This window comes from Acidimicrobiales bacterium (genome assembly GCA_016716005.1).
Lineage (GTDB): Bacteria > Actinomycetota > Acidimicrobiia > Acidimicrobiales > JADJXE01 > JADJXE01.
In genome coordinates, this window is sequence record JADJXE010000001.1 from 1596310 (window position 1) to 1622749 (window position 26440).

25 protein-coding genes are annotated in these 26440 nt (G+C 70.1%); 14 read left to right on the forward strand and 11 right to left on the reverse strand.

Features of this window, described 5'->3' with window-relative positions:
• Positions 1 to 2 precede the first annotated feature (2 nt).
• Complete coding sequence (locus tag IPM45_07710; protein MBK9179454.1) at positions 3 to 1892, reverse strand: MBL fold metallo-hydrolase; 1890 nt, start codon at positions 1890 to 1892, stop codon at positions 3 to 5.
• Positions 1893 to 1985: 93 nt separating this feature from the next.
• Here IPM45_07710 and IPM45_07715 point away from each other — a divergent pair, with 93 nt between their 5' ends.
• Positions 1986 to 3236 carry a TetR/AcrR family transcriptional regulator gene (locus tag IPM45_07715; protein MBK9179455.1) on the forward strand — a complete coding sequence of 417 codons (1251 nt, stop codon included), beginning with the start codon at positions 1986 to 1988 and terminating at the stop codon, positions 3234 to 3236.
• 19 nt (positions 3237 to 3255) lie between these two features.
• Here IPM45_07715 and IPM45_07720 read toward each other — a convergent pair whose 3' ends face one another.
• The 4 genes from IPM45_07720 to IPM45_07735 form a co-directional block, all read right to left on the reverse strand.
• Positions 3256 to 4914, reverse strand: coding sequence for a SulP family inorganic anion transporter (locus tag IPM45_07720; protein MBK9179456.1), 1659 nt, complete (start codon positions 4912 to 4914; stop codon positions 3256 to 3258).
• Between the two features lie 162 nt (positions 4915 to 5076).
• Positions 5077 to 7239: a catalase/peroxidase HPI gene (gene katG, locus IPM45_07725; GenBank protein ID MBK9179457.1), complete on the reverse strand. Its 2163-nt coding sequence runs from the start codon at positions 7237 to 7239 to the stop codon at positions 5077 to 5079.
• 109 nt (positions 7240 to 7348) lie between these two features.
• Entirely contained in the window at positions 7349 to 7798 is a 450-nt protein-coding gene (locus IPM45_07730; GenBank protein MBK9179458.1) for a transcriptional repressor, read from the reverse strand.
• A 184-nt stretch (positions 7799 to 7982) separates the two neighbouring features.
• The gene (locus IPM45_07735; GenBank protein MBK9179459.1) at positions 7983 to 10706 is read right to left on the reverse strand and encodes an HAD-IC family P-type ATPase; all 2724 of its coding nucleotides are present in this window, start codon (positions 10704 to 10706) and stop codon (positions 7983 to 7985) included.
• Between the two features lie 283 nt (positions 10707 to 10989).
• Here IPM45_07735 and IPM45_07740 point away from each other — a divergent pair, with 283 nt between their 5' ends.
• The 7 genes from IPM45_07740 (at position 10990) to IPM45_07770 (ending at position 15792) form a co-directional block, all read left to right on the forward strand.
• Positions 10990 to 11442: a helix-turn-helix transcriptional regulator gene (locus tag IPM45_07740; protein ID MBK9179460.1), complete on the forward strand. Its 453-nt coding sequence runs from the start codon at positions 10990 to 10992 to the stop codon at positions 11440 to 11442.
• An 85-nt stretch (positions 11443 to 11527) separates the two neighbouring features.
• On the forward strand, positions 11528 to 12301 hold the full coding sequence (gene modA / locus IPM45_07745; protein MBK9179461.1) for a molybdate ABC transporter substrate-binding protein: 774 nt from the start codon (positions 11528 to 11530) through the stop codon (positions 12299 to 12301).
• Complete coding sequence (gene modB / locus IPM45_07750; GenBank protein MBK9179462.1) at positions 12298 to 13089, forward strand: molybdate ABC transporter permease subunit; 792 nt, start codon at positions 12298 to 12300, stop codon at positions 13087 to 13089. The genes modA and modB overlap by 4 nt, the downstream gene beginning before the upstream one ends.
• A complete protein-coding gene (locus IPM45_07755) occupies positions 13086 to 14135 on the forward strand; it encodes an ABC transporter ATP-binding protein (GenBank protein ID MBK9179463.1) in 1050 nt (349 codons plus the stop codon). The genes modB and IPM45_07755 overlap by 4 nt, the downstream gene beginning before the upstream one ends.
• A 39-nt stretch (positions 14136 to 14174) precedes the next feature.
• Complete coding sequence (locus tag IPM45_07760; protein ID MBK9179464.1) at positions 14175 to 14303, forward strand: MBL fold metallo-hydrolase; 129 nt, start codon at positions 14175 to 14177, stop codon at positions 14301 to 14303.
• Positions 14300 to 14929, forward strand: coding sequence for a hypothetical protein (locus tag IPM45_07765; protein ID MBK9179465.1), 630 nt, complete (start codon positions 14300 to 14302; stop codon positions 14927 to 14929). Before IPM45_07760 ends, IPM45_07765 begins: the two co-directional genes overlap by 4 nt.
• Before the next feature lie 164 nt (positions 14930 to 15093).
• A complete protein-coding gene (locus IPM45_07770; protein ID MBK9179466.1) occupies positions 15094 to 15792 on the forward strand; it encodes a GerMN domain-containing protein in 699 nt (232 codons plus the stop codon).
• Between the two features lie 186 nt (positions 15793 to 15978).
• Here IPM45_07770 and IPM45_07775 read toward each other — a convergent pair whose 3' ends face one another.
• On the reverse strand, positions 15979 to 16188 hold the full coding sequence (locus IPM45_07775; GenBank protein MBK9179467.1) for a CsbD family protein: 210 nt from the start codon (positions 16186 to 16188) through the stop codon (positions 15979 to 15981).
• Between the two features lie 557 nt (positions 16189 to 16745).
• Between IPM45_07775 and IPM45_07780 the strand changes: the two genes are divergently transcribed.
• From IPM45_07780 to IPM45_07790, 3 genes are all read left to right on the forward strand, one after another.
• Positions 16746 to 17210 (forward strand): DUF2202 domain-containing protein, encoded by a 465-nt coding sequence (locus tag IPM45_07780; GenBank protein ID MBK9179468.1) that lies wholly within the window; start codon positions 16746 to 16748, stop codon positions 17208 to 17210.
• Positions 17211 to 17241: 31 nt separating this feature from the next.
• The gene (locus IPM45_07785; GenBank protein MBK9179469.1) at positions 17242 to 17979 is read left to right on the forward strand and encodes a ZIP family metal transporter; all 738 of its coding nucleotides are present in this window, start codon (positions 17242 to 17244) and stop codon (positions 17977 to 17979) included.
• Between the two features lie 62 nt (positions 17980 to 18041).
• Complete coding sequence (locus IPM45_07790; protein MBK9179470.1) at positions 18042 to 18392, forward strand: DNA starvation/stationary phase protection protein; 351 nt, start codon at positions 18042 to 18044, stop codon at positions 18390 to 18392.
• A 55-nt stretch (positions 18393 to 18447) separates the two neighbouring features.
• Here IPM45_07790 and IPM45_07795 read toward each other — a convergent pair whose 3' ends face one another.
• Positions 18448 to 19206 (reverse strand): ZIP family metal transporter, encoded by a 759-nt coding sequence (locus IPM45_07795; GenBank protein ID MBK9179471.1) that lies wholly within the window; start codon positions 19204 to 19206, stop codon positions 18448 to 18450.
• A 696-nt stretch (positions 19207 to 19902) separates the two neighbouring features.
• On the reverse strand, positions 19903 to 20748 hold the full coding sequence (locus tag IPM45_07800) for a hypothetical protein (protein MBK9179472.1): 846 nt from the start codon (positions 20746 to 20748) through the stop codon (positions 19903 to 19905).
• On the opposite strand from IPM45_07800, the gene IPM45_07805 reads away from it, so the two are divergent.
• Positions 20726 to 21010 (forward strand): hypothetical protein, encoded by a 285-nt coding sequence (locus IPM45_07805; protein MBK9179473.1) that lies wholly within the window; start codon positions 20726 to 20728, stop codon positions 21008 to 21010. The genes IPM45_07800 and IPM45_07805 overlap by 23 nt on opposite strands.
• Here IPM45_07805 and IPM45_07810 read toward each other — a convergent pair.
• Entirely contained in the window at positions 20963 to 22045 is a 1083-nt protein-coding gene (locus IPM45_07810) for a hypothetical protein (protein ID MBK9179474.1), read from the reverse strand. The genes IPM45_07805 and IPM45_07810 overlap by 48 nt on opposite strands.
• A gap of 445 nt (positions 22046 to 22490) precedes the next feature.
• Complete coding sequence (locus IPM45_07815) at positions 22491 to 23342, reverse strand: hypothetical protein (protein MBK9179475.1); 852 nt, start codon at positions 23340 to 23342, stop codon at positions 22491 to 22493.
• Between IPM45_07815 and IPM45_07820 the strand changes: the two genes are divergently transcribed.
• Positions 23278 to 24735, forward strand: a complete 1458-nt coding sequence (locus IPM45_07820; protein MBK9179476.1) for an ABC transporter ATP-binding protein — start codon at positions 23278 to 23280, stop codon at positions 24733 to 24735. The two genes, IPM45_07815 and IPM45_07820, sit on opposite strands and share 65 nt — an antisense overlap.
• Positions 24736 to 24749: 14 nt before the next feature.
• A complete protein-coding gene (locus IPM45_07825) occupies positions 24750 to 25478 on the forward strand; it encodes a hypothetical protein (protein MBK9179477.1) in 729 nt (242 codons plus the stop codon).
• Between the two features lie 301 nt (positions 25479 to 25779).
• Here IPM45_07825 and IPM45_07830 read toward each other — a convergent pair whose 3' ends face one another.
• Positions 25780 to 26235 (reverse strand): hypothetical protein, encoded by a 456-nt coding sequence (locus tag IPM45_07830; protein ID MBK9179478.1) that lies wholly within the window; start codon positions 26233 to 26235, stop codon positions 25780 to 25782.
• Positions 26236 to 26440 lie beyond the last annotated feature (205 nt).

Below are 26440 nucleotides of genomic sequence, written 5' to 3' on the forward strand. Positions count from 1 at the left end.
TGTCAGGGGGTCACGATGTCGAAGTCGGGGTCGACGGATCCGAGGAGGGCGACCAGCCGTGCGAGCACCGCCGGGTCGCCGTCGACCTGCACGGTGCCGTCTCCCATGGCTGCACCGATGTCGAGGGTGCCGGTGACGAGCCCGATGAGCGCGGGTCGGGTGAGCGTGAACGTGGTGACGTCGTCGGGCACGACGGTGACGGTGCGTTGGTGGAGGGCGCCGTTGCGCAGCTCGATCAGGTAGCTGGTGTCCTCGTCGGTGACGCGCCAGGCGATCTGCAGTCGCTCGTCCCATGCGCGGGGCCCGTCGATGCGGATGGCGACGCTGTCCAGCACCTGCTCCACGGTCAGTGCGGTGAGCATGTCCGCCGAGGTCGACACCGGCGTACCGAAGCTCCCCGACCGCAGCTCCGTCGCCCCCGCCAGGAAGGCGTTGCGCCACGTGCCGCACTCTGCCCCGAAGCCCAGCTGCTCGAGGGCATCGGCGAGCAGCGCTCGGGCGTCGGCGTCGGAGCCGTCAGCGAACACGAGGTGCTTGCCGACCTCGGCGCACCACCTGTAGTCACCGTCGTCCCGGGCCCGGCGGGCCACGGCCAACGCGCCGTCGCGGCCACCCATCGCCTGCACGTACCGGGTCGCCACCGCCTCGGGAGGGTGCGGCCACAGGTTGGCCGGGTTGGCGTCGTACCAGCCCATGTAGCGCTGGTAGATCGCCTTGACGTTGTGGCTGACCGAGCCGTAGTAGCCGTGGGTGTGCCACTGCTGCTCCAGTGCCGGTGGCATCTCGAGGACCTCGGCGATCTCGGCACCCGTGAAGCCCTGGTTCATCATCCGCAGCGTCTGGTCGTGCAGGTACAGGTACATGTCGCGCTGCATGGCCAGGAACTCCACGGCCCGCTCCCTGCCCCAGGTCGGCCAGTGGTGGGACGCGAACACCACGTCGAGCTCGTCACCCCACAGGTCGATCGTCTCGGTCAGGTAGTGGGCCCACGCATGGGCGTCACGGACCAGTGCGCCCCGGATGGTCAAGATGTTGTGGAGCGTGTGCGACGTGTTCTCCGCCGTGCACAGGGCCCGGTGCTGCGGGAAGTAGAAGTTCATCTCCGCGGGTGCCTCGGTCCCCGGCGTGACCTGGAAGACGATCTCGACCCCGTCGACGGTGAGCACCTCGCCGGTGTGGGTGATGTCGATCGTCGGGCGGATGAGCGTGATCTCCCCGGTGGAGGTCGTCTGGCCCAGGCCGGCCCCGATCTGGCCGGCCGGACCGCGCTCCAGTGCAGCGCCGTACATGTACCCGGCGCGCCGCGTCATCGCCGTGCCGGCGAAGACGTTCTCGGCGATCGCATGGTGCAGGAAGCCCTCCGGGGCGATCACCTGGACCTCGCCGCGGTCGACCTGCTCCTGGGTGATGATCCCCTTCACCCCCCCGAAGTGGTCGACGTGGGAGTGCGTGTAGATCATCGCCCGCACGGGTCGCTCGCCGCGGTGCTCGGTGTACAGGGCGAACGCCGCCGCTGCGGTCTCGGAGCTGATCAGCGGGTCGATCACGATGACGCCGGAGTCACCCTCGATGACGCTCATCACGGACAGGTCGAAGCCCCGGAGCTGGTAGATGCCGGGCACCACCTCGAACAGGCCGTCCTCGATCAGCAGCTGCCCCTGCCGCCACAGGCTCGGGTTGGCGGTGTCCGGCGCCTCGGCGCCCCGGAGGAACTCGTAGGCGTCGAGATCCCAGACCACCCGGCCGTCGTTCGCGGTCACCTGGCGCTGGTCGGCCCGCCCCACGAACCCCCGGGTCGCGTCCTCGAAGTCCTGACGATCGTGCGTCGGCAACGACGCCGCCATCGCGTCGATCGCCGCTCGCGTCGCTGCGGTCGCTGTCGGTGCGCTCATGGCAGGCTCCTCGACGGGGACGGGCGACCGATCTCCGCTCTCGGCCGCCGCGATCGTTGGGTTTCCAAACGACTACACTAGCGCATCATTGCCGTGACGATTCGTCTGCGTGACCAGCGGCGAGCCTCCAGTGAGGCGGCGATCCTCGACGCCGCTCGGGCCCTCTTCGCCCGAACCGGCCCTGACGGAGCGTCCCTGCGCGACGTGGCCCGGGACGCGGGGTGCACGCACGCGCTGGTCGCCCGCTACTTCGGCTCCAAGGACGGACTCGTCGCCGCGGTCTCGGATCGGCTCGCGGACCAGGTGTCCAGCACCGTCGTCGGCGTGGAGGCGACCGCCGCAGACCCGTTGTTCGGGCTGCTGTCAGCGGCCCGCGACGACCGATCGTGCGTGCAGCTCCTGGTGCGCTGTGCGCTCGGTGACCTGCGGCCGACGGGCTTCCCCGCGTGCCTCCATGCAGAGCGAGCCCTCTCGGCGACGTGCGCTCGGCCCCGTTCCGGCCGTCGGGGCCCCGATCGCCGCGCCCGCCTCTGCGCCTACGCAGCGTCGAGCCTGTTGCTCGGCTGGTTGACGTTCGAGGGCTTCCTGGTCTCGGCGACCCGACTCGGTCGGGTCGGCGCCCGACGGCGCGACCTCGCCGTCGCCGCCGCCGCCGACCGCGTCATGAGCCTCGCCGGTTCGACGGATCCGAAGCTGGTCGCCCGCAACCTCGCCGCCCGCGGGTCCATCACGGGACCACGCGGGGAGCCAACCGCTTCCGCGCGCGACGCGCTCCTCGGGGCTGCGATCGCGCTGTTCGCCGAGCAGGGACCGGCGTCGGTGTCGGTGCGTGACATCGCCCGGCACGCAGGAGTGAACCAGGGGCTCATCTACCGGCACTTCGGATCCAAGGAGGCGCTCCTCGCGGCGGCCATCGAACAGGGCAGCTCGGGCCTGTTCCCCGGTGCGCTCGCGCACGAAGGGTTCGACCTCGACGCCGTGATCCACCTGATCCACCACGGGTCACCTGCACCCCGCCTGATCGCCCGGACACTCGTGGACGACGTCGAGATCGCGAGGGTCCGCGAGGAGTTCCCCGTGTTGCGCCGGCTGCTGGGCACCTACGGCAACGTGCCGGCCGGGTCGGGCCCCGCAGACCCGTCCGATCCGCGCGTCGCGGTGGCGACCGCCGCCGCGCTGGCGCTCGGCTCGGTCATCTGGGGCGACCACCTCCGGGAGACGTTCGGGCTGTCGGACCGTGACGGGATCGAGTCGGCGGTCGCGGACCTGACCCGGGTCCTGCTGGAGGGGCCCGCACGGACCCGCCCTGGCGTGTCCCCCCGGCGGGCCGCGGCCGCACCGTGACGACGCGCGGCGACGCCGGTCAGCGGTGGGCCTCGACCCACGAGAGGGCGTCGGCGTAGGCGCGCCCGACGGTGGCGCCGACCCGTTCGTCGCCCGGGTACACGTTCTCGGCGCCGATCACCTCGGTGATCCCCGTGACGGTGAGCTGCTCGATGATGCGCTCGTTGGCCGACACGATCACCAGCTTGCTGCCCACCGCCGCCAGCGCCTGGGCGTACCGGTACAGGACGTCCATGAACGTCGTCCCCAGGTCGCTGCGGCCTCGCAGCCGCAAGAGCACCACCGAGTTGGACGACGCCTCCCCGACAGCCGGAAGGGTCGCCTCGAACACGGGGGCGGCAGCGAAGAACAGGCTCCCGTACGGCTGCAGCACGACGACCTCGCCGGCGGGCAGCTCCGCAGGCGGATCCACCTCGACGAGATGGCCGTCGGGGTCGAAGACCCGGCGGCGGACGGTGACCTGGTTGGACTGTCGGACCACGTGGAGTACGACCGAGACGCCCACGCCGACCAACACCGCGTACTGCAGGGGCACCACCATGGTCAGCGCGAACGTGACTGCCAGGACGACCTTCTGGACCGCGCCCGTCTTCCACACCGACTGCAGATCCGCGGGCTTGATGGCCCGGAAGCCGATGAGCATCAGCAGCCCCGCCAGCGCCGACATGGCGACGCTCCCGACGGCGTCGCCGAACACGACGATCACCACCGCCATCACGACAGCGGCGAACAGCAGCGACTGACGTGATCGGGCTCCCGCCTCCTTGTTCAGCGACGACGCCGACACCGACCCTCCGACCGGCATGCCCTGCAACAGACCGGAGGCCACGTTGGCCGCGCCCTGGCCGACGAAGTCCCGTGAGGCGTCCGGGTAGCTGCCGTCGGGGTTCGTGAAGTTCGCCGAGATGCCCGCCCCCTGCACGAGTCCGACGAACGCGAGCGACACCGCCGGAACGATCAGCTCCGGCACCAACCGCAGCAGCGGCAGCTCGGGGCTCGGGAGCGAGTCAGGGACGATGCCAAGATCGCTGAGCGTCGCGACGTCGCTCCAACCCGCCCACCGCGCGGCGGCGGAGGTCACGATGACGGCAACCACCAGGCCGATTGCTCCCAGTCGTGTCCGCTCGAGCAGCACGATCAGCGCGATGGTGGCCACACCGACGACGAGGGTCGGGCCGTTGAGCTGTCCGGGATGGATCAAGGTGTTGAAGGCCCGGACCAGCCGGTTCGCTCCTTCGGCGGTGTACCCCGTGAGGTTCGCCAGCTGACCGAGCACGATGTTGACGCCGACCGCGTTGATGAACCCGACCATCACCGCGTTCGACACGAACCGCAGCACCTTCCCCAACCGCAGCAACCCCGCCGCGAGCATCACCGCCCCGGTGAGCACCGACAGCGTCACCAGCGCCCGCGTCGGGTCGCTGGACTCTCGGATCGCGGGGACATCCGCGAGCACCATCGCCATCGCCCCCGTGCCTTGCACGGCCATGAACGACGAGCTCGTCACGAGCGCCCCGGTCGCCGTGCCCACCATGTAGCCGTACAGCCCCGCCAGCGGGTTCACCCCGGCCAGCAGACCAGTGGCGAGGCCATCGGGCACCGACTGCACGCCCAGCACCAACCCGGCGACCGCGTCGTGACGCAACGTTCGAGCCGCGAACGGGCCGCGCCACCTCATCGCCTCCGTTCCTCCTCCGGCACACCGAGAGAGTATTTCCGACGCTTCGGGCCCAGCGAGAAGCCTGAGACCCCGTCGTACCGGTCGCATCGAGGGGTGGCCACCCGAGCAGGCTCCCTGCTGCGGGTGACCACCCCTTCGGAGGCAGACGCTGCGCCCGGGTCAGGCCAGGTCGAAGCGATCGAGGTCCATGACCTTGGCCCACGCAGCCGCGAAGTCCTGCACGAGCTTCTGCTGCGCGTCTTCGCACGCGTAGACCTCGGCGATGGCTCGGAGCTGGGAGCTCGAGCCGAAGACGAGGTCGACGGCGGTGCCGGTCCACGTGACCTCACCGGTGGCGCGGTCGCGGCCCTCGTAGACGTGCTCGGTGGAGGACACCTGCCACGCCGTGCCCATGTCGAGCAGGTTCACGAAGAAGTCGTTGGTCAGCGTCTCGGGCCGGCCGGTGAAGACGCCGTGCTCGACGCCCCCGGCGTTCGCGCCCAGGACCCGCAGGCCCCCGACGAGCACCGTCATCTCCGGAGCGGTCAAGGTCAGCAGGCTCGCCCGATCCACCAACAGCTCCTCGGGCCGCCTCTTGTCCCCGGGTCGGGAGTAGTTGCGGAACCCGTCAGCCGTCGGTTCGAGCACGGCGAAGGAGTCCACGTCGGTCTGCTCCTGCGAGGCGTCCGTGCGCCCCGGCGAGAAGGGGACCTCGACGTCGTGCCCGGCGTTCCTGGCCGCCTGCTCGACGGCCGCGCACCCGCCGAGGACGATCAGATCGGCGAGGGAGACCCTCTTCCCACCGGTCTGCGAGCTGTTGAAGTCCGCCTGGATCTGCTCCAGGCGCGCCAGCACCGTCGCCAGCTCGGCCGGGTCGTTGACCTCCCAGTCCTTCTGCGGAGCGAGGCGGATGCGGGCCCCGTTGGCGCCGCCGCGCTTGTCGCTGCCACGGAAGGTCGACGCCGAGGCCCAGGCGGTCGACACCAGCTGCGAGACGGACAGTCCGGACGCGAGGATCCTGCTCTTCAGGGCCGCGATGTCCTGCTCGTCGACCAGCTCGTGATCGACGGCGGGGACCGGGTCCTGCCAGATCAGCTGCTCCTCGGGGACCTCCGGACCGAGGTACCGCGAGACGGGTCCCATGTCGCGGTGGGTGAGCTTGTACCACGCCCTGGCGAAGGCGTCGGCGAACTCGTCCGGGTTCTCGTGGAAGCGCCGCGAGATCGGTTCGTAGATCGGATCGAACCTCAGCGACAGGTCTGTCGTGAGCATCATCGGGGCGTGCCGCTTCGACGGATCGTGGGCGTCCGGCACGGTGTCGTCCGCAGCCCGATCGGTGGGACGCCACTGGTGCGCGCCGGCCGGGCTCGCCGTCAGCTCCCACTCGTAGCCGAACAGGTTCTCGAAGTAGTTGTTGTCCCACGTCGCCGGGTCGGTGGTCCATGCGCCCTCCAACCCGCTGGTGATCGCGTCGCCGGCCTTGCCGCTGCCGAAGGTGCTCCTCCAGCCGAGACCCTGCTCCTCGAGGCTGGCGCCTTCGGGTTCGCGGCCGACGTACCGATCGGCGTCGGCGGCACCGTGGCACTTGCCGAAGGTGTGCCCGCCGGCGATGAGGGCGACCGTCTCCTCGTCGTTCATGGCCATGCGAGCGAACGTCTCTCGGATGTCCCGGGCCGCGGCGACGGGATCAGGGTTGCCGTTCGGCCCCTCGGGATTCACGTAGATCAGGCCCATCTGCACCGCGCCGAGAGGGTTCGCGAGCTCCCGATCGCCGCTGTAGCGCTCGTCTGCGAGCCAGGTGTCCTCGGGACCCCAGTAGATGTCCTCTTCGGGCTCCCAGACGTCCTCGCGCCCGCCGCCGAAGCCGAACGTCGTGAATCCCATCGACTCCAGGGCGCAGTTGCCGGCGAGGATCATCAGGTCGGCCCAGGAGATCTTCCGGCCGTACTTCTGCTTGACCGGCCACAGCAGACGGCGCGCCTTGTCCAGGTTCGCGTTGTCGGGCCAGCTGCCGAGCGGGGCGAAGCGCTGCGTGCCCGAGCCGCCGCCGCCACGTCCGTCGTGGATGCGGTAGGTGCCGGCGCTGTGCCACGCCATCCGGATGAAGAGCGGCCCGTAGTGGCCGTAGTCGGCCGGCCACCAGTCCTGCGACGTCGTCATCACCTCGACGATGTCCGCCTTCACGGCGTCGAGGTCGAGGCTCTCGAACTCGGCTGCGTAGTCGAACCCGCCACCCATCGGGTCGATCAGGGGGGAGTTCTTGTTGAGCGGCCGCAGGTTCAGCTGCTCCGGCCACCAGTGCTGGTTCGCCATCGAACCAGTCGCGGTCTGCGCGTGGCTCATCACTGGGCACTTGAGCGCCCGCGCATCCTCATCGGTGGTGGCGATGGCGCCGGTGTCTTCGGTGGTCATGGTGCTCCCTCCGTTGCTCCTGTGGATGACGGTGTGGCCCTCATGCGTCGCGGTCGCGGTCGGCCACTCCCTGGCAGGCGGGGCAGTAGCCCCAGTAGATGACCTCGGCCTCGTCGATGGTGAACCCGTGATCATCGGCGGCTTCCAGGCACGGCCTGTTCCCCACCGCGCAGTCGACGTCGACCGTGCGGCCGCAGGCGCGACAGACGAGGTGATGGTGGTTGTCGTCGACCCGGTCCTCGTAGCGGGCCGGCGACCGCGCCGGCTGGATGCGCCGGATGAGACCCTTGTCGGTCAGGGTGCCGAGGGCGTCGTACACCGCCTGACGCGAGATCGCACCGATCTCGGACCGCACGAGCTCTTCGATGTCGTCCGCCGTGCCGTGCGGCCGGCTCGACACCGCCCGCAACACGGCCAGACGCTGCGCCGTCACCTGAACGCCGTGCTGGCGGAGGAGCTCGGCGAGATCAGAGATCTCTCCCCCGGGCATGACTTGCAGACTAGATCCACTTCTTGACTGAGTCAAGAACTGTTGCTGCAGTGTCGATGTGCTGGGTCCAGGTCAGCTCCGCGCCGGGGCGGCCCGCGCCGGGGTCCGGGACCGTGGTCCACGCAGCGGGTCGACTCGCTCGACGGACGACCGCGTGGCCGTCGCGTTCGAGCCCTCGCCGGATCTAGCCCGCCGAGGCGGGCGACGTCGCCCTCCGGGCGATGAGCTTGCCGACCTCCCACAGGATCAACAGGACGACGGCAGGCAGGAGGGCCCAGGCGAACTGGCCGGCGGTGAGCTCGGTCGTGCCGAGGAGTCGGCGCAGGGCGTCCATCTGCGTGACGAGCACGGCCAGGACGAGCTCGGAGAGCAGTGCACGGTTCATCTGGCGGCTGGCGAACGTGTCGACGGTGAACACGCTGGCCGTCTCGCTGCGACATTCGAGCGCGGCAACGACGAGGCTGAGCGCGAACGCGGTGAACGCGATCGAGATGCCGATGTCGGTGCTGTCGAAGCGGGAGGCACCCACCTGGATCAGGGCCAGCAGGCCGATGGTGATGGCCAGGCCGACGAGCCCGACGGTCACCATCAGCGGCACGGTGAGCACGGACTCGCCACGCGGGCGTGGGATGCGCCGCATCAGGCCCGGGGTCTCGAGGTCGAAGCCCAACGCGAAGCCGAACGCGGCGTTGACCACGAAGTGGATCCACAGGACCTGGGCGGGATTGAACGGCTGGCCGGCGGCGATGTCGAAGAGCGCGGCGCCGAGGAAGGTGAGGACGAACACGACCAGGAGGATCAGCACGAAGCGGATGTACTTGGTGAGGTTGTCGTAGATCTTGCGGCCCTGCTCGACGGCGTAGACGATGGTGGCGAAGTTGTCGTCGGACAGGATCATGCGCCCGGCGTTCTTCGCGACCTCGGTGCCCGATCCCATGGCGATGCCGATGTCGGCGGCCTTGATGGCGGGCGCATCGTTGACGCCGTCGCCGGTCATGGCCACGACGTCGCCATTGCGCTTCAGCGTGTCGACCAGCAGCACCTTGTGCTCCGGTGCGACACGCCCGACGACGCCGATGTCGTCGATGCGGGCGAGGCGCTCCTCGTCCGACATGGCCGCGAGCTCGGAGCCGAGGATGGCCTCGCCGGGGATGCCGAGCTGCTCGGCGATGGCGGCGCCGGTGATGACGTCGTCACCGGTGATCATCCGCACGCGGATGTGCGCGGCCTGGGCCTCGGCCACGGCGGCCCGCGATTCGTCGCGGGGCGGGTCGACCATGCCGACCAGGGCGGTCAGGGTCAGGTCGGTGACGTAGGCGAGCAGGTCGCCGGCCGCGTCGAAGTCGGCGGGATCGAGATCGCGGGTGGCGGCGGCCATGACGCGCTGGCCGGCCCGGGAGATGCGCGCCACGTGCTCGTCGGCCCGGCGGCGCGCGTCCGCATCCCACGGCACCAGGGCCCCGTTGGAGAGGGCGGTGGCGCCGCGATCCATCACTGCGGGTGCCGCGCCCTTGACGTGCACCCGGACCACGGGTCGACCCTCGGCGTCGGTGGCCTGGTTGAAGGTGGCCATGAGCTTGTAGGTCGGGTCGAACGGCAAGGTGGCGAGGCGGGGAAGCCGTTCGCTGGTCCGGTCGATGTCGAGGCCCGCCTTGTGGCCCAGCACCAGCAGTGCGCCTTCGGTGGGGTCGCCGACGACCTTGCCGTCGACGAGCTCGGCGTCGTTGGCGACGACGAAGGGCACGATGGCGTCGTCGATGGACGGCTCGGTGCCGGCCACGCGCTGCACGGTCCCTTCGAGGCCGTAGCCGGTCCCCGTCACCGTGTAGCGGTCGCCCGGGTCGACCACCTCGACGACCGTCATCTGGTTCATCGTGAGCGTGCCCGTCTTGTCGGAGTTGATCGCCGACGTGAACCCGAGCGTCTCGACGGCGGGGAGCTCCTTGACGATGGCGTTGCGGGCAGCCAGCTCCACGCCACCCAGGGAGAGGATCACCTGGGTCACGGTCGGCAGCGCCTCGGGGATCGCCGCGATGGCCAGGGACACTGCGCTGACGAACAGCACGTCCCACGCCTCGCCACGGCTGCGACCGAGGGCGAACATCACTGCCATGGTCAGGCCGGCCGCCCCGATGATCCACAGCGTGAGGGTGTTCAGCTCCTTGGTGAGGGGCGACTCCTCCTTCGCCGTGGCCGCCAGCATCCCGGAGATCTTCCCGAGCTCGCTGTCGCTGGCCGCCGCGGTCACGACCATGGCCCCGCTGCCGTGGGTCACCGGGGTGTTCATGAACGCCATGTTCCGCTGGTCACCGGGGCCCAGGTCCGTGTCCTCGAGGGTGGTCGGCTCCTTGGCGGCCGGCACGCTCTCGCCGGTGAGGGCCGATTCGTCGATCTGCAGCGCGCTGGCGCTGACGATGCGACCATCGGCCGGCACGTCGTCACCGGCGCTGAGCAGCACCACGTCACCGACCACGACCTCCTCGGCCGGTACCTCCGCCTCGGTGCCGTCGCGACGCACCCGGGCGGTGACCTCCATCATCGACTTGAGGGCGTTCATCGCGCTCTCGGCCTTGCCCTCCTGGCGCAGCCCGACCACGGCGTTGAGCAGGGTCAGCCCCGCCAGCACCACGGCGGTGCCCCACTCCTGGATGAGCAGCGACACCAACGCCGCGCCCACCAGGATCATCTGCATGTAGCTGCGGTACTGGGCGAGGAACCGGCGCCACACCGGCAGCGGCGGCTCCTCGGGCAGGGCGTTGGGCCCGTTGTCGCGCAGCAGCCGAGCCGCCTTGTCGGAGGTGAGCCCTCGCTCGGGGTCGACACCGAACGCGGCGGCGACGTGCTCGGGCGGGACGGCGTACCAGCGGGTTCGGCTGGACGAGACTGCGCTCGGAGCGTTGGCGGTCATGTGGTTCCTCACGGTTCTGGAGGTCGCCGGCGGACGAGGAGGCCTGCCGCCGAGGCCGATGCCGAGGCCGAGGCCGCAGGACGCCACCGAGAGCACCCCCGCCTGTGGAGCATCACGACCAGCATCGTGCATCCAGGCCGACCGAGCTCGCCGGACACCCTGCGACCCTGGGACCGGCACCGTCGTCACGTGCACGCAGGACCGGCCCGCAGCTGCGGAACCCCGGCACCACTACCCCGCACGTGCGGTCTGGATGAGCGTAGAAAGGCGCGAATCTGTCCTCATGAGCCACTTCCGATCGACAGATGCGAGTTTCTGTGCTGGGCTGTCGTCCGTGGCGACGGACTACCGGCCCGGCCAGGTGGCAGAGCTGTTGGGTGTGAGCGTCGACACGGTGCGCCGCTGGTGCGACGAGGGCCGACTGGACACGACGCGCAGCACCGGCGGGCACCGCCTGGTGTCGGGCAGGGACCTGGCCCGCTACCTGAGCGAGCGGGCGGACGCCTACGAGCCCGATTCGCTTCCGGCCCAGTCGGCTCGGAACCGCTTCACGGGGATCGTGACCCGGGTCGAGCGCGACACGTTGACGGCAGTGGTCGAGATCCAGGCCGGCCCGCACCGGGTGGTGTCGCTGATGACCCGCGAGGCCGCCGACGAGCTGGCGCTCGAGCCGGGCGATCTGGCGGTCGCGGCCGTGAAGTCCACGACCGTGCTCATCGAAGTCCCGAGGCTCTGACCCCGTTCGTTCCCGCCGACCACCAAGGGAGAGCCCTGTCGTGACGAGGACCCTGAACCTGCTGCTGGCGCTGCTGGCGGTGTCGATGCTGTTCGTGACCGGCTGCGGCAGCGACGATGCCGACGAGACCGGGTCATCGACGACTGCGGGCGGGTCACCGATCACCAGCCGGTCGGATCTGGAAGGGACAATCACGGTGTCGGCCGCAGCATCGCTGCGCGAGGCCTTCGACCGGATCGGAGACGGCTTCTCGACCGCGAACCCCGGGGTCGAGGTGACGTTCAACTTCGACTCGTCCTCGACCCTGTCGACTCAGATCCTCGAGGGTGCCCCGGCCGATGTGTACGCGTCGGCGGACGTGGCGAACATGACCAAGCTCACCGACGAGAGCCTGATCGCCGGAGACCCGGAGATCTTCGCTCGCAACGAGCTGGTCATCATCACCAAGCCCGGCAACCCCCGAGGGATCGCCACGCTGGCCGACCTGGCCGATGCCGGGGTGATCTCGCTGTGCGGCGAGGACGTGCCGTGCGGCAGGTACGCCAAGGAGGCACTCGACAACGCCGGGGTCACGATCCCCGAGTCGTCCGTGACCCGCGGCCAGAACGCCACCGCCGCTCTGGCCGCGGTGGCCGAGGGCGACGCAGTGGCCGGCGTCGTCTACGTGACCGACGCGGTGTCCGCCGGCGACACGGTCGAGGCCGTGTCGCCGGCGGACGTGAACGTGATCGCCGACTACCCGATCGGTGTCCTCGAGGCGTCGGGTGCCGCCGAGGTCGCCGAGGCGTTCGTGGCCTACGTGTTGGGCGACGAGGGCCAGGCCGTGCTGGCCGAGAACGGGTTCCTGCCGCCCGCGTGAGCCGTGCCCGGCGGCGGCCACCGCTGCTCGTGGTGGTCGCCGCCACCCTCACCGTCCTGTTCTTCGCGATCCCGCTGATCGGGATCCTGCAACGGGCGAACTGGTCGACCGTCTGGGACGACCTCACCACCGAGCAGGCCCGCGACGCCCTGCGGCTCTCGCTGGTCTGCTCACTGTCCGCCGCGGGCCTGTCGGTGGCGTTCGGCACCCCGTTGGCCTGGATGCTCGCTCGCAGCCACGTGCCGGGCCGCCCGCTCATCCGCGGCCTCGTGCTGTTGCCCATGGTGTTGCCGCCGGTTGTCGGGGGTGTCGCGCTGCTAGCTGCGTTCAGCCTGCGCAGCCCGATCGGCGGCTGGCTGCACGACACCTTCGGCATCCAGTTCACGTTCTCGACCGCCGGGGCGATCATGGCCGAGACGTTCGTGGCCATGCCGTTCTACGTGATCACCGTCGAAGGGGCGCTGCGGAGCATGGATCAACGCTTCGAGGACGCCGCCGCCAGCCTCGGGGCCGGTCGCCTCACCGTGTTCCGTCGTGTCACCGTTCCGTTGATCGCCCCGTCGGTCGCCGCCGGCGCGGTGCTGGCCTGGGCGCGGGCGCTCGGCGAGTTCGGTGCCACCATCACCTTCGCCGGCAACATCGCCGGCCGCACCCAGACCCTTCCCCTCGCGGTCTACCTCGAGCTCGAGAGCGACCAGCAGGCCGCCATCGCGCTCAGCCTGGTCCTCCTCGTCGTCTCTCTCGTCGTGTTGATCTCCCTGCGCGACCGGTGGCTCACCCGCGCATGACCCTCGACGCCGTGTTCGCGCTCCGACTCGGAGATCTCGACCTGGACGTCGACCTGCGCGCCCCCGCCGGCTCGGTCACCGCCGTGCTCGGCCCCAACGGAGCCGGGAAGACCACCCTGCTGCGAGCCATCGCCGGCAGCCTCGCCATCGACACCGGAACCATCAGCCTCGACGGCACCACGCTCGACCGACCGCCCGACGTGTTCGTCCCCCAGGAGCGCCGTCGCCTCGGGATCGTCCACCAGGACTACCTGCTGTTCCCCCACCTCACCGCCCTGGACAACGTCGCCTTCGGTCCCCGCTCACAGGGCCACACCACCAGCGGAGCCCGCGCCATCGCGGCCGACCTCCTCGACCGAGTCGGCGTCGCCTCCCACGCCAACGCCAGACCCCGCGCCCTGTCGGGTGGACAGGCCCAACGCGTCGCGCTCGCCCGCGCCCTGGCCACCGACCCCGCCGCCCTGCTCCTCGACGAACCCCTCGCCGCGCTCGACGCCGGCACCCGCATCGAGGTCCGACGCGACCTCCGCCGCTACCTCACCGGCTTCGCCGGCCCCACCATCCTCGTCACCCACGACCCCGTCGACGCCCTCGCCCTCGCCGACCACGTCGCCATCCTCGACGCCGGCCGCCTCACCCAGACCGGCACCATCGCCGAGGTCACCACGCGCCCCCGCTCCCGCTACGTCGCCGACCTCATCGGCACCAACCTCGTCGACGGCACCGCCGCCGGCACCACGATCGCCACCGACCGGGGCGTGACCCTCACGACCGCCGAACCCCACGACGGGCCCGTGTTCGCCACCATCTCTCCCGCAGCCGTCGCCCTGCACCGCAGCGAACCCGAAGGCAGCCCTCGCAACCGGTGGTCCACCACGGTCGCCCACCTCGACCTCCTGGGCGACCGGGTCCGGGTGGTGCTCGCCGACCCGCTCGACCTCGTTGCGGAGGTCACCCCCGCCGCGGTCGCCGACCTCGCCCTGCGCGAAGGCGACCACGTCTGGGTGAGCATCAAGGCCACCGAGGTCACCACCTACCCGAGATGACGCGACCGTCGCGTTCGAGCTCGACGATCCGCCGGGCTCCTGGCGTTCCGCGAGATCTGCGAGTACCCCATCAAGGGCGTCGTCTACTCACACAGCCACGGTGACCACTCGGCCGGATCGCCGGCGCTGTTCGACCCGACCACCACGCGTCCAGCGACGTCCCAGTGATCGCGCAGCGCCAGCTCATGGCCGAGATCGCCCGCATCAACGGGTTCAACCAGCCCGTCATGCAGGCCCGCAGCGCCTACCGGTTCGGCGCGTACCTCGACACCGACGTGACCGGCCGCGTCAACGTGGGGGCCGGCCCCTTCCTCGACTTCGGCCAGCCCGCCGGCCTCGTCCCCCCGAACATCCTGGTGGAGGACCGTCTCGGGATCGAGATCGCCGGCGTGGCGCTCGAGATCGTGTGGGTGCCCAGCGAAGCGCCCGACGAGGTCGTCGTGTGGATGCCGGAGCTCGACGTCCTGCAGACCGCAGAACGCGTCCAGGGCGAGTGCCATCCCAACCTCGACACACTGCGGGGCGACGTCCCCCGCCCCGCCGCCCGATGGGTGCACTCCCTCGACGTGCTCCGCTCCCTCCCGGCCGATGCGCTCGCCAAGAGCCACGGACGTTCCATCGTCGGGGCCGAAGCCGCACGCGACCACCTGAGCGACTGCCGCGACGCCATCGCGTGGACGCATGACCAGACCGTGCGGTACATCGGACGAGGGTGCCAGCACCCTGAGGGCGCGTCGGCCTGTGGCTTGGAGTCGTTGCGTCGCGCGAGGGTGGCGTCCAGACTGGCCCAGTGAGACGACCGGCGGCCCTGAGCTTGGTGTTCGTCGTCATCGCTGCCGGTTGCGGCGATGGCAAGGGCGGTAGCGGTGCCGCGGATGGAACAACGACGACGCGAAGGGCGACGACGACCGTGGCGCCCGGTTCGTCGACGACGACCGGGGAGTCGACTGTCGTCGCGGTGTACCTGATGCGTGGCGACAAGCTCGGGGTCGCTCACCGAACCCTCGGACCGGGCCCAGCGGTGCTCGAGGGCGCCCTCGAGGAGCTCCTGAAGGGCCCGACCGCGCAGGACCGTGCGGCCGGACTGACGACCAACATCCCGGAGGGAACGACGCTGCGGGGCGTGTCCATCGCGGACGGGACGGCCACCGTGGACCTGTCGAAGACCTTTGAGAGCGGGGGCGGATCGCTGTCGATGTTCTCGCGACTCGCCCAGGTCACGTTCACCGCCACCCAGTTCCCGACCGTGCAACGGGTGAAGCTCCGCCTGGACGGCGAGGACGTGTCCGAGTTCAGCAGCGAGGGGTTGCTGCTGCCCGACACCCTGACCAGGGCCGATACCGGTGAGGACATCCTCCCGGCGATCCTGGTCGAGGATCCCGCACCGGGTGACACCGTGGGCCGCCGCTTCACGGCCAAGGGCAGCTCGAACACCTTCGAGGCCACCCATCGGCTCCAGGTGCTCGCTCCCGACGGCACCACACTCGTCGACACGTTCGTGACGGCCACGTCCGGCACGGGCACCCGTGGCACGTGGGAGAAGGTCCTCGACCTGCCTGCGGGCACCTCGGGCGCCATCACCCTCCGTGTGTTCGAGGCCTCCGCACAGGACGGCACCCCCCTCCACCAAGTCGACATCCCGCTCACAGCGGGGTGACGTTGACCGCAAAGGTGACCGCGCCGGAACCTCCACGCCGCGTCCCGAGCTGTCGGGGGGATGACCCATCTGCACCGCTCGTCGCGTCGGGCGGCAGTCGGGCCACGGCGGACAGGGTGGCCGCGGTGGCCGCCGCAGCAGCTCCGGGGCCTGAAGACCCAGGACCCGCGTGCGGCGGCTCGCCGGTCAGTCCGTGGCCTTGTGCACGGTGTCGGTGACCTTGTCCTTGACGTCTTCAACCACATCCTTGACCTTGTCGACGGCGTCGCCGACCTTCTCCTTGACCTCGCCCGCAGCACGGTCCGCCTTGCCCTCGGCCTTGAGGTCCTCGTCGCCGGTCAGGTCACCGATCGCTTCCTTGGCCCGGCCCTTCGCCTGGTCCATCTGACCTCCCATGACCACACTCCTTGCCGATGGGTCGACGCCATTCGCCGACCGCTCCGACCCTACGGCCCACATCCTCTTGCCGTGCGGCCCCCGGATGGTCTCGACTTCGTCGAGGGCCGCGCCGTCGGGAGACGGCCGGACCGCCAGGCGCAGGTGGGTCGGCATCCAGCCCGTCAGCCGCTCGTCACCCGAAGCCTCCAGCCCAGAGTCGGCGAACCTCTCGGGCTTGGCTGGGTTGCGGGGGCGGCCCTCCAGCGTCAGCTCGTCGGCGAGGAGGCCGGCAATGGTTCGGCGGAGGGTGGAGGACCCGGTCTTGCCGGTGGAGAAGTGCCGGCCGACGTCACGGGAAGCGAGGCTCCGCTCGACCTTCCCGGCCGGTTCCACTTCCTCGAGCACGGTCTGTCGCCCGGCGCATCGGTCGCGACCTGGCAGCGACGCCTGGAACCGCTCCAGAAGCGACTGGCCCCGGCCCGATTGACGTCCCACCGCCTCGGTTCACGTGATCGTGTGAGGATGGGTCCGTGACGGCAGGGGCACAAGACGACCGGGACCTCTCACCCACCGAGGTGGCCGATCTGCTGGCTGCTCTCGACGACGAGTACAAGGCCCGTGCGACCTACGCGCAGGTGCTCGCCGATTTCGGTGATGTCCGGCCGTTCTCCAACATCGTCGAGGCCGAGCAGCGCCACATCGACGCCCTCGAAAGGCTCTTCGCCCGATACGGGCTCGACATGCCCCCCGATCCGTGGCCCGGACAGGTCGCGCGCTACGGGTCGTTGAGCGAGGCATGCGCGGCCGGGGTCGAGGCCGAGATCGACAACGCGGCGCTGTACGACCGGCTGCTGGCCGGCACCACCCGCAACGACCTGCTCGACACCTACCGCAACTTGCAGCGAGCCTCCCAGGAGAACCACCTCCCGGCGTTCCGACGCTGCGCCGAAGGCGGCGGCCCTGGACGAGGACGCAGGGGCAGGGGCAGGGGCAGGGGCAGGGGCAGCGGACCATGGCGCGACGGGGGCAGCCGGTCCTGATCGCACCCGCTCCCCCACTGGGAGAGCGGTGATGTCGACGCTCGCGTGGATCGTGACCGCCGGCCTGGCGATGAGCGCGCTGGCGCTCGTCGGCGCCGTCACCCTCTTCCTTCCAGAACGGACCCTGGATCGGATACTGCTGCCCCTGGTCGGCTTGGCCGCGGGATCGCTGCTCGGCGGCGCGTACTTCCACATGCTCCCCGGGGCGATCGCCGCCCTCGGCAACGACCTCGCCGTCTACCTGTGGTTCGTCGCGGGGTTCCTCGTGTTCTTCGTGCTCGAGCAGTTCCTGCACTGGCACCACTGCCACCGCAGCCGCCACGACCACCACCGCCCGCTCGGCCCCCTCATCCTCCTGGCCGACGGGCTCCACAACTTCATCGGTGGGCTCGCGGTCGGCGGCGCGTTCGTCGTCGACACCGGCGTCGGGATCGTCACGTGGCTGGCAGCGGCAGCCCACGAGGTCCCCCAGGAGCTGGGCGACTTCGGGGTGCTCGTGCACAGCGGCTGGCGACGCACCTCGGCCCTCGCCTGGAACTTCGCGTCTGCGCTCACGTTCCTCGTCGGCGCCCTGTTGGCCTACGCCCTCGCCGACCAGATCGACGTCGCCTACCTGTTGCCGTTCGCCGCCGGGAACTTCACCTACATCGCCGCGGCCGACCTGCTGCCCGAGCTCGCCTCCCAGACCCGCACCCGCGACAAGGTCGAGACCACCGCGGCGTTCGTCGTGGGCCTCGGACTCCTCCTCGCCGCGACGCGGATCGGCTGAGCCGAGCAGTTCGTGGGCCGTGGCCTGGCTGTCACCAGCGTCCCGGCGAAGGAGCCTTCTCGATGGCGGACCGAGCCATCGATATCGGTATCGGTATCGGTATCGGCGAAGGGGACCGTCGGGCCATCGCCGTCGATCTCGTCGCGGAACGGATCCGCTCGCTCGGTGCGCCTGCACCGGCCAGCGAACGCCACTTCGCGGAGCTGTCCTCGGTCCCCGAGGACGATGACCAGCCGGCCGCGGAGGAGGTGATCCGCCGCCTCGTCGCCGGTCAGGAGACCGTGGCCCGCACCGCCCGGTCGGTGTTCCCCCTCGTCGAGCAGGCCCATGACGAAGCCACCGCCGATCTGCTCACCCAACGCCTCCTGGTTCACGAGAAGACCGCCGGGATGCCGCGCAGTCTGCTCGCCTGAACCGCCCAGCCGCCCGGCCACCGGCACTGGAGACCTCACCGACCTGGCGCGGCGTTCATGCCGACGTGAGGAGCCCCAGCAGGACCACGACGCCCACCCCGGCAGCGATGCCGACCGCGGTGTCGCGGCGGCGACCCAGCTCGCGGCTCAACGGAACCAGCTCGTGCACAGCGACGAACACCATCGCGCCCGCGGCGAACGCGAGGAACATGGCGTTCAGGCCAGGTGAGATGCCGACGACGGCGAGCCCGAGGAGCGCGCCGACCGGCTCCGCTGCGGCGGACACCGCTGCCGCGCCGATCAGGAAGCGGCGGCGGCGGGCCATGACTGCGGGGAGTGACATCGCGAACTCCTCGGGGATGTTGTGCAGCACGATCGCGATCGCGACCACCACGCCGAGCCGCGGCGCGGAGAGATAGGCGTTGGCCATCGCGAAGCCCTCGGGGAAGTCGTGCAGGATCAAGCCGAACGCCACGAGGTAGACCCGACGCAGCTCACGGGCCCGCAGCGCGGAGTCCTCCGCGACCAAGTGGACATGCGGGATGACGGCGTGCAACACCGCCAACAGTCCCGCACCCGTGGAAGCGGCGACCGCCGCCACGACGACGCCGGCTTCCCGAGCGGCCTCCGGCAGCAACTCGAGGGACGAGATCGCCACCATCACCCCCACCGAGAACCCGACGCCCGCCGCTCGGACAACCGACCGGGGACCGACCCAAGAGGCCAGACCGACGCCCAGCGCTGCGGAGAGGATCGACAGCGAAGCAAGCGCTGTCACTGCCAGCCACGTCGACGCGTCGACGGCTGCGATCATCACTCGCCACCTGAACGGTCACCGGCGGTCGCTGAACGGTGCACAACCCACGATCCTCGCCGAACCCGCCCAGGTTCCGTTGACGCCGGCTCCGTCCGTGAGCCCGTCCCAGGACCACGAGCACCGGGCTCGACCGCCGATCATGGGCGACCCCGACCGTCGCGTCGCTGGTTCCGTGCTGTCATCGTTCGCGGCGAGGGGGCCGGGATCAGGCCAGGTCGAAGCCGTCGAGATCCATGACCTTGGCCCACGCAGCCGCGAAGTCCTCCACCACTCCTGCTGCGCGTCCTCGGAGGCGTTGACCTCGTCGATGGCTCGGAGCTGGGGCGCGTTCACGATGGCCACCCACCGACACGTGCTACCCGGCATGGGCGCCCGCGCCGCAGCCCACTTCGCGGAACTGATCGACGGCGAACCGGCAGACACCGCCGCCACCGAGACAGCAGAGGACTGGCCCGAATCAGCCCGACCTCCACCGGGGACCTTCAGGATCCGGGAGAACCGCCGGTAGACGCGTCAGGTGTCGATCCGGTTGTTCGCCCCTCCGCCTTCCTCCAGCCGGGAGATCACGGACTGGGTGACGGCATCCGCGCCGACCCGAGCGCAGCAGGCCGATCGTTCGCGACGACGGTCCGGTCGCACTCGTCGTCATCGAGCGGGTGCAACCTTGCGACCGTCAGCTCTGTGCCGGTGGGACTACCCGGCGAGGATCAGGTCCCATGCCGCGAGAAGTGAGCCGGGAATCGGGTCCGGAAGGTAGTCGTCGACGACCGGGCAGTTGTGGTGGAACCCGCGGGAGGTCGGGTCGCCTCGGCACTCGTCGGTGGAAGTGATGAGACGGTGACTGCCGTTCCAGGGGGTGGCGCCGTCGTCGATGTCGATCGGCTCACCCGGCAGGCCGAGGTTCTCCCAGGACCGCTCGATCGGCGCGACGATCGGTTCCTCGGCATGGGCCAGGCCCCACATGCGTGTGGCTGGTGTCGCCATCGGTTCCGTCGTCCACGGTGATGGCTCGGTGGCGTCCAGGAGCACGACCCGCGCCAGCTCCTCGGTCCGGGCCAGGAAGGCGGCGTGCCCCCCGCCCTGGGAGTGGCCAGCGGTGGCGATGTGGGACCACGCCGGCATGGCGTCGGGGTCGAGGTAGCGGTCCCAGCCGCCGTCGGGCTCGGTTCGGGCAAGGTGTTCGAGGACCGCGACGAGCCGCGGGATCGCTGCGTCCGTCGGTGACACGTCGAGGGCGAGTCCGCTCGCGTCGATCCCCCGCAGGATCTCCTCGCGGGCGGCGACCGCGCAGTCCGGATCGGTGCTGCCCTGGCACAGGTCGAAGTTGACCGACAGGTCGTTTGGATAGGCGAGGCCGATCACGTGGTAGCCGAGCGCTGCGGCGCGTTCGAGGAACGTCGAGTACCGGTCGGGCTCGGCGCCGGTGCCCGGGAAGAACACCAACAGCTCGCCCCGAGCGTCGCCGGCCGGCCCGGCCACGGCATGGTTGCCGAAGTCGCCCGAGATGCCCTCGCCGGTGACCGTGGGATCGAGCGACACCAGTGTCACGTCGACCCCTGCGGTGGTCGTCGGAGTGCTCGTCGTCGATGTGCTCGTCATCGAAGCGGTCGTCGTGGTCGGCTCGGCGGAAGGTGCACTCGACGCGCCGCTCTGGTCGTCGGTTGTACCCGACGCGCAGCCGGCGGCCGTCGCGAGCACGAGGACCGCTGTCAACACGGCGACGATCCGGGACGGGGAGCGTGTTGGCACCGTTTCATCCTCCCAAGGTCTGGGTGGAGACGGCGCAGCGATGGACCTGTGAGGTCGTGGCGTCCCACGCGTAGTAGTAGACGAACACCTCGTCGTCGGTGACGATGGTTTCGGGGTCGACCCGTGTCGTCGTGACGGTGGCCCCGTCGTCGCATCGCAACGGCGCTGCGCCGTCGAGCGGGACGAGCCACACCTGCTGGTCGGTCCGCCCGGGGAAGGTCGCGGGTCGGTCGGCGGCGGTCAGGGTCACCCACGGCCGCCCATCGACGAGGAACGGCTCGGGTGATCCCAGGTAGGGGTGATCCTCGTCGGGGCTCGCCACACGAAGCCGCTCGACGACGGACCCAGCAGCGTCGACGTCCCACACGACGGCCTCGTCGCCGCCCACCACGGCCAACACCGACACCCGACCGGTGTCCGGATCGACCCACCCGTACGTGTTCTCGACCACGTCATCGCCGGCGGCGCCGATCTCGATGATCGCGCCCGTGCCGGTGTCGACGAGCTCGACCGCTGCACCGCTGCCGAGCTCGCCGGCCACCGTGATCAGTCCCGTACCGACGACCCAGCGAGCATCGCCACCACTCCGATCGGCGAGCCACACGAGATCAGCGGTCTGCGACGGCCTCGACTCATCGAACCACACCGCAGTACCGAAGCCGGGCGGGCGACGCAACGCCACCACCAGGGTGGTCGGCGCGTCCGGCCGGCGGCTCGGGAGCGGACTCAGATAGCCCGCCGAGGTCACCCACTCGACCGTCGCCCCGGCAATACCGACAGCGACACGCGCAGCCCGCAGACCCTCCGAGGTCGACGCGGTGTACCAGAGCGAGATCCCCTGCGCGTCGACGCCCAGTTCGGGACCGTTGTTCGTGTCGAGCATCGGCGCCGCATCGGACGCCACGAGCACCGGACCCTCGGGACCCACCAGCCCGTCGGTGAGGTCCAGCTCGGCGAGCCAGATGCGGCCGACGCCGTCCTGCCAGGCCATCCACCCGCTTCCGTCGTGGACCAGCACCTCAGGGTCGAACCACGACTCACCCGCCGGCGTGACCACGACCGTCTCCGGCACGACCGTCTCCGCCACGACCGTCTCCGACGCGACCGTCTCCGACGCGGCACTGGATGATCCACCTCCAGATCCGGTCGCGCCACCACAGGACACGACGAGCACGCTCGCCGCAGCTACCGCGGCGCCTCGGACACGAGTCCGCAAGAGCAGGGTCCGGCACATCCTCACCACCATGCCAGGAAGATGCGAGAGAACGTCCGGGCCATGTCAACGCCCTCGCTGGTGGCCAGGAGAAGTCCTCGCGGTGGTGAGTAGGCAGATCCCATCGTGGGCCGACTCGAGCGGTGATCGCGAACGACGACCACGTCGGTTCCGATCACACGCTCGAGCCCGGGTTCCACAGTTCGTAGGCACACGAGGGGCCCGGATCGGGCGTGTGACGTGCGGGACCGCGTCTGATCCGTCGAAGGCCGCGTGTGTCCACGCGCGTCGAAGCAGGCGTGAGGGGTGTCTGGCCTGTTCAGGCGCGGTGGAGGTGGGTGACGCGGGGCGGCAGGGCGATGCCGCAGGCGCCAAGAATGCCCGTTTGGACGTCGGTGAGCGCGGTGGTCTGTTCGACGGTCCCGGCGGTCCCGTGGAGCGTGAAGGTGTGCACCCGGCCCAGCTCGGTGTTGATCCGCCGCCACGTGTGCCCGGTGCGCCGCTCGGCCACCCGCACGAGGAGCAGAGCGAGCCAGCACAACAGGACGTGAGCGCGGACGCGGGGTTCGATGCGGTGGAACACGGGGCGCAGCTCGAGGGTGGACTCGAGGTCCCGGAACCCGCGTTCGGCCTCCAACAGGTTCTCGTAGCCCAGCGCGACGTCCTCGGCCGACAGGTCGGGGTCGCTGGTGGACAGCAGGTACTTGCCGTCGAGGCGCTCCTCGGCCGCGATCTTGGATCGGTCGATGACGAGCCGCCCGGACGGGAGCTGTCGTAGCCACCGGCCCAGGGTGGAGTGGTCGCGGAGGGCGCACTTGGCGGTCCGGTGCGCGGCCTCCGGGTCACCCTTGCGCTTGGCGGTCTTGGCCTTGTTGGCGTCGCGTTCGCGGGCGACGCGGATGGGTTCGAGCTCGGCTTCGAGGCGGTCGAGGGCGGCGTCTCCTTGGGCCTTGTCGCGTTCGGCTTCGAGGGGGTTCTGGCACACGATCCACCGCTTGGCGCTCTCGTCGTCGAGGTGGACTTCCTTGACCCGAAGGTTGTCGCGCACGCTCTGGTAGCGGCCCTGGCGGGCCAGGGCGGCCTGGGCGTCGGGGGAGCCGTCGCTCATGCGTTCCCCGGCGATCACCAGATCGACCTCGAGGTTCAACAGGTCGGCGACGGCGAAGAACACCGCTTCTTGCACCTGGGCCTGCGCGTCGGCGGCCACAAGGAGATGTCGTGTGCCCACGTTTCCGGGCTCGTCAGCCGACCCGCAACCCGCTGAGCAGCACTATCGCGCGCCGAACCCCCCTCATGTGCCTACCGACTGCGGAACCCGGGCCTACGCGACCGTGGTCTTCTCGGGAAGGGACTCCGCCGACGGACTCAGGCTCGCGAGCTGCGGAAACGGCGGCTTGGCCCGTGACGTCGCGACGACGAGGACTACGGTGCCTGCCAGGAACGGGAACCAACATGCCCAGGACGAACCGGCACGAACTGGTGAGGGCACCCTCGGAGGGCGCGACAAGCATGGAGTCCCGGGAGCCGACCCGACGGAACCCGGGGCAGACCACCCACGGTCAGACCACGCAACGGTTCATCATCGTTGGGCGGGACAGGTGAACACCGAGCCGGCGATAGCGAACCTTCTGGCGGGGAAGGCTGATCCCGCCGTGGGTGGCCTTGCACTGGACTTCGAGCACGTCACGAAACGGTACGGCGACCACACCGTGGTCGCGGATCTGAGTTTCACGGTGCCAGCCGGCCGGGTCACCGGTTTCTTGGGTCCGAACGGCTCGGGCAAGTCGACCGCGATGAAGATCATGCTCGACCTTGCCGCTGCGGACGGCGGCCGGTCGGTCATCGGAGGCTGTCGGTATCGAGACCTGCCCAACCCGGCCGGAACCGTTGGGGCGGTCATCGAGTCCGACGCGTTCCACCCCGGGCGGAGCGGTCGGAACCATCTGCGGATTCTGGCGGACGCGACCGGCGTCTCCTCGGCGAGAGTCGATGAGATCCTCGAACAGGTCGGCTTGGCTGACGCGGGCGACCGGCATGCCGGCGCCTACTCGCTTGGGATGCGCCAGCGCCTCGGCCTCGCTGCTGCTCTGCTTGGCGAACCACCGGTGCTCATTCTCGACGAACCCGGAAACGGCCTCGATCCTCAAGGCATCCGAACGCTGCGCGATCTGCTCCGATCGCATGCGGCGGCCGGAGGCACCGTGTTCGTGTCGAGTCACCTGTTGGCTGAGGTCGAGCTACTGGCTGACGACGTCATCGTCATCAACGAGGGCCGGCTCGTTGCCCACGGTTCACTGGCCGAGTTGCAGCAGGCCGCTTCTCTGGTACGGACAGCCGACCCGGGCTCCATCGCCGTGGTGCTCGAACAAGCTGGCGCGACAACGCAGACCCGAGGCGCAGACGGTCTCGTCGTCCGTGGCATGCCGATCGAGGAGATCGGCGACCGGGCTTTCGCCGCCGGAGTCGTCCTGCACGAGCTGTCGCCCCACGCGGGGTCGCTCGAGGAGCTGTTCCTCGACTGGACGACCGACCCATCGAGCAAGGGGGAGGTCATCCGGCCGTGATCATGGCACGACTCGTGCGAGCCGAGCTCCGCAAGCTCACGAGTACCAAGATGCCGTGGGCGTTCTTCGCCGTGCTCGTTGCGATCGCAGTGATCAACGCTGTCGCTGTGATCGCGGGAACCGACATGGACGGCACCAAGGGCTTCATCGCCACCGAAGCCGATCAGCAATCGCTCATGGCGTTCGCCGCCAACGCCTTCATGATCGCCGGCCTTTTCGGTGCGATCGCCGTCGCCCGCGAGTACGGCCACCACACCGTCGTGCCCATGTTCCTCGTGTCACCTCGCAGACACCGGGCCGTGCTCGCCCAGTTCTGCGCCGTGGCAGCCGGTGGTGGTGTCCTCGGGCTCGTCGGTGCCGCACTCACGGTCACCGCCGTGCTGCTTGCGCTGCCGAGCACCGACTTCGGGTTCCTCGTCTCCCCCGACCAGGTCGCACGGCTCATCGCAGCCTCCGGGTTCGCGGGTGCCGCTGGCGCGGTTCTCGGCGCCGGGATCGGCGCTGTGGTTCGCAACGTGGGCGGGGCCGTCACCGGCGCCGTGCTGGCGCTCGTCATCGCGCCACCGTTGATCGTCCAGCTCGCCAATGGCACCGCGTCGTGGATGCCCGGCGTCCTCGCCAACGTCGTCTCGGGTGTCGGCGACGATGTCAGCCAACCGGCCGCGCTGGCCGCCATCGCCGTATGGGCCGCTGTCCCCGCCGCGATCGGCTTGGTCGCCGTCCAGCGACGAGACGTCGTGTGACGGCGACGGGTCCGTCCACCCGCCAGGCTCTCAGCGACACGGACTCAGCCGACCGCACTCGGGCGGCAGGACTGCTGGACTTCGCGGTGGATGTGCCCTTGGGTTCCCTCCTTGGCCGTGGGCGAGGCGAGAGGTTGAGCATCGAGTGGGCGCTCTGTCAGCGAGAGGGAACCGAGGTCTGTCGTGACCGACGGTTGCGGTCAACAGCACCTGCCGTTCTCAGCTGGCACCCCACACGATCGATGACGCGTGATCATGCGGTGGGTCGATCGCGCTCCCACGTCCACTTCGCTCGCGATCGTCATGTTGCTCGCTCATGGCTGTCACCGTGCGCCGAGCATCGCGCCGCCGCCAGCCCGAGCGAGGAGCGCTCGGCGCGCATCTTCACTCCTCGGAGCATGTCCTTCGACATGATGAAGTCGGCGGGAACGATCCCCACCCAGCCGCCGAGGGTCAGCCACCAGGGGCTGGTCGTCCATCGTGAACGGAAGTGGAATCGCGTGCGGCGACCTTCGTCGAGCGGTGTCAGGACGAAGGCCCACGACCAGTCGAGTGTTGCGTGCGCCCGCCAGCTCATGGGCAGGTGGCTGTTGGAGTGCATCACGAGTGCTCGCTCGCGTTCGATCTCCTCGACGATGAGACCGCACTCGGTGTGTGGTGGGCCGTCGGGGATGAACGTGCCGATGTCGATGTCTTGGAGCTCGGGGATGATCCGGTCGGCGCTCGGTCCGTTGGCCGGGAACAACAGTCGGTCCACCCACCTCGCGGTGTACCAGCCTCCGCGCCCCCAACCCATCTGCACCAGCCACGGCCACACCGCCGATGGAGGGGCGTCGATCGTGATCGCGTGATCGGTCACCACCTTGGGGCCACTGACGATGCGGTCCCCAGGGAGCACCTCGGATCGCTCGCGCTCGGTCGACCCGTACGTCCGACCGAGATGGATCAGTGCGACTTCGCCG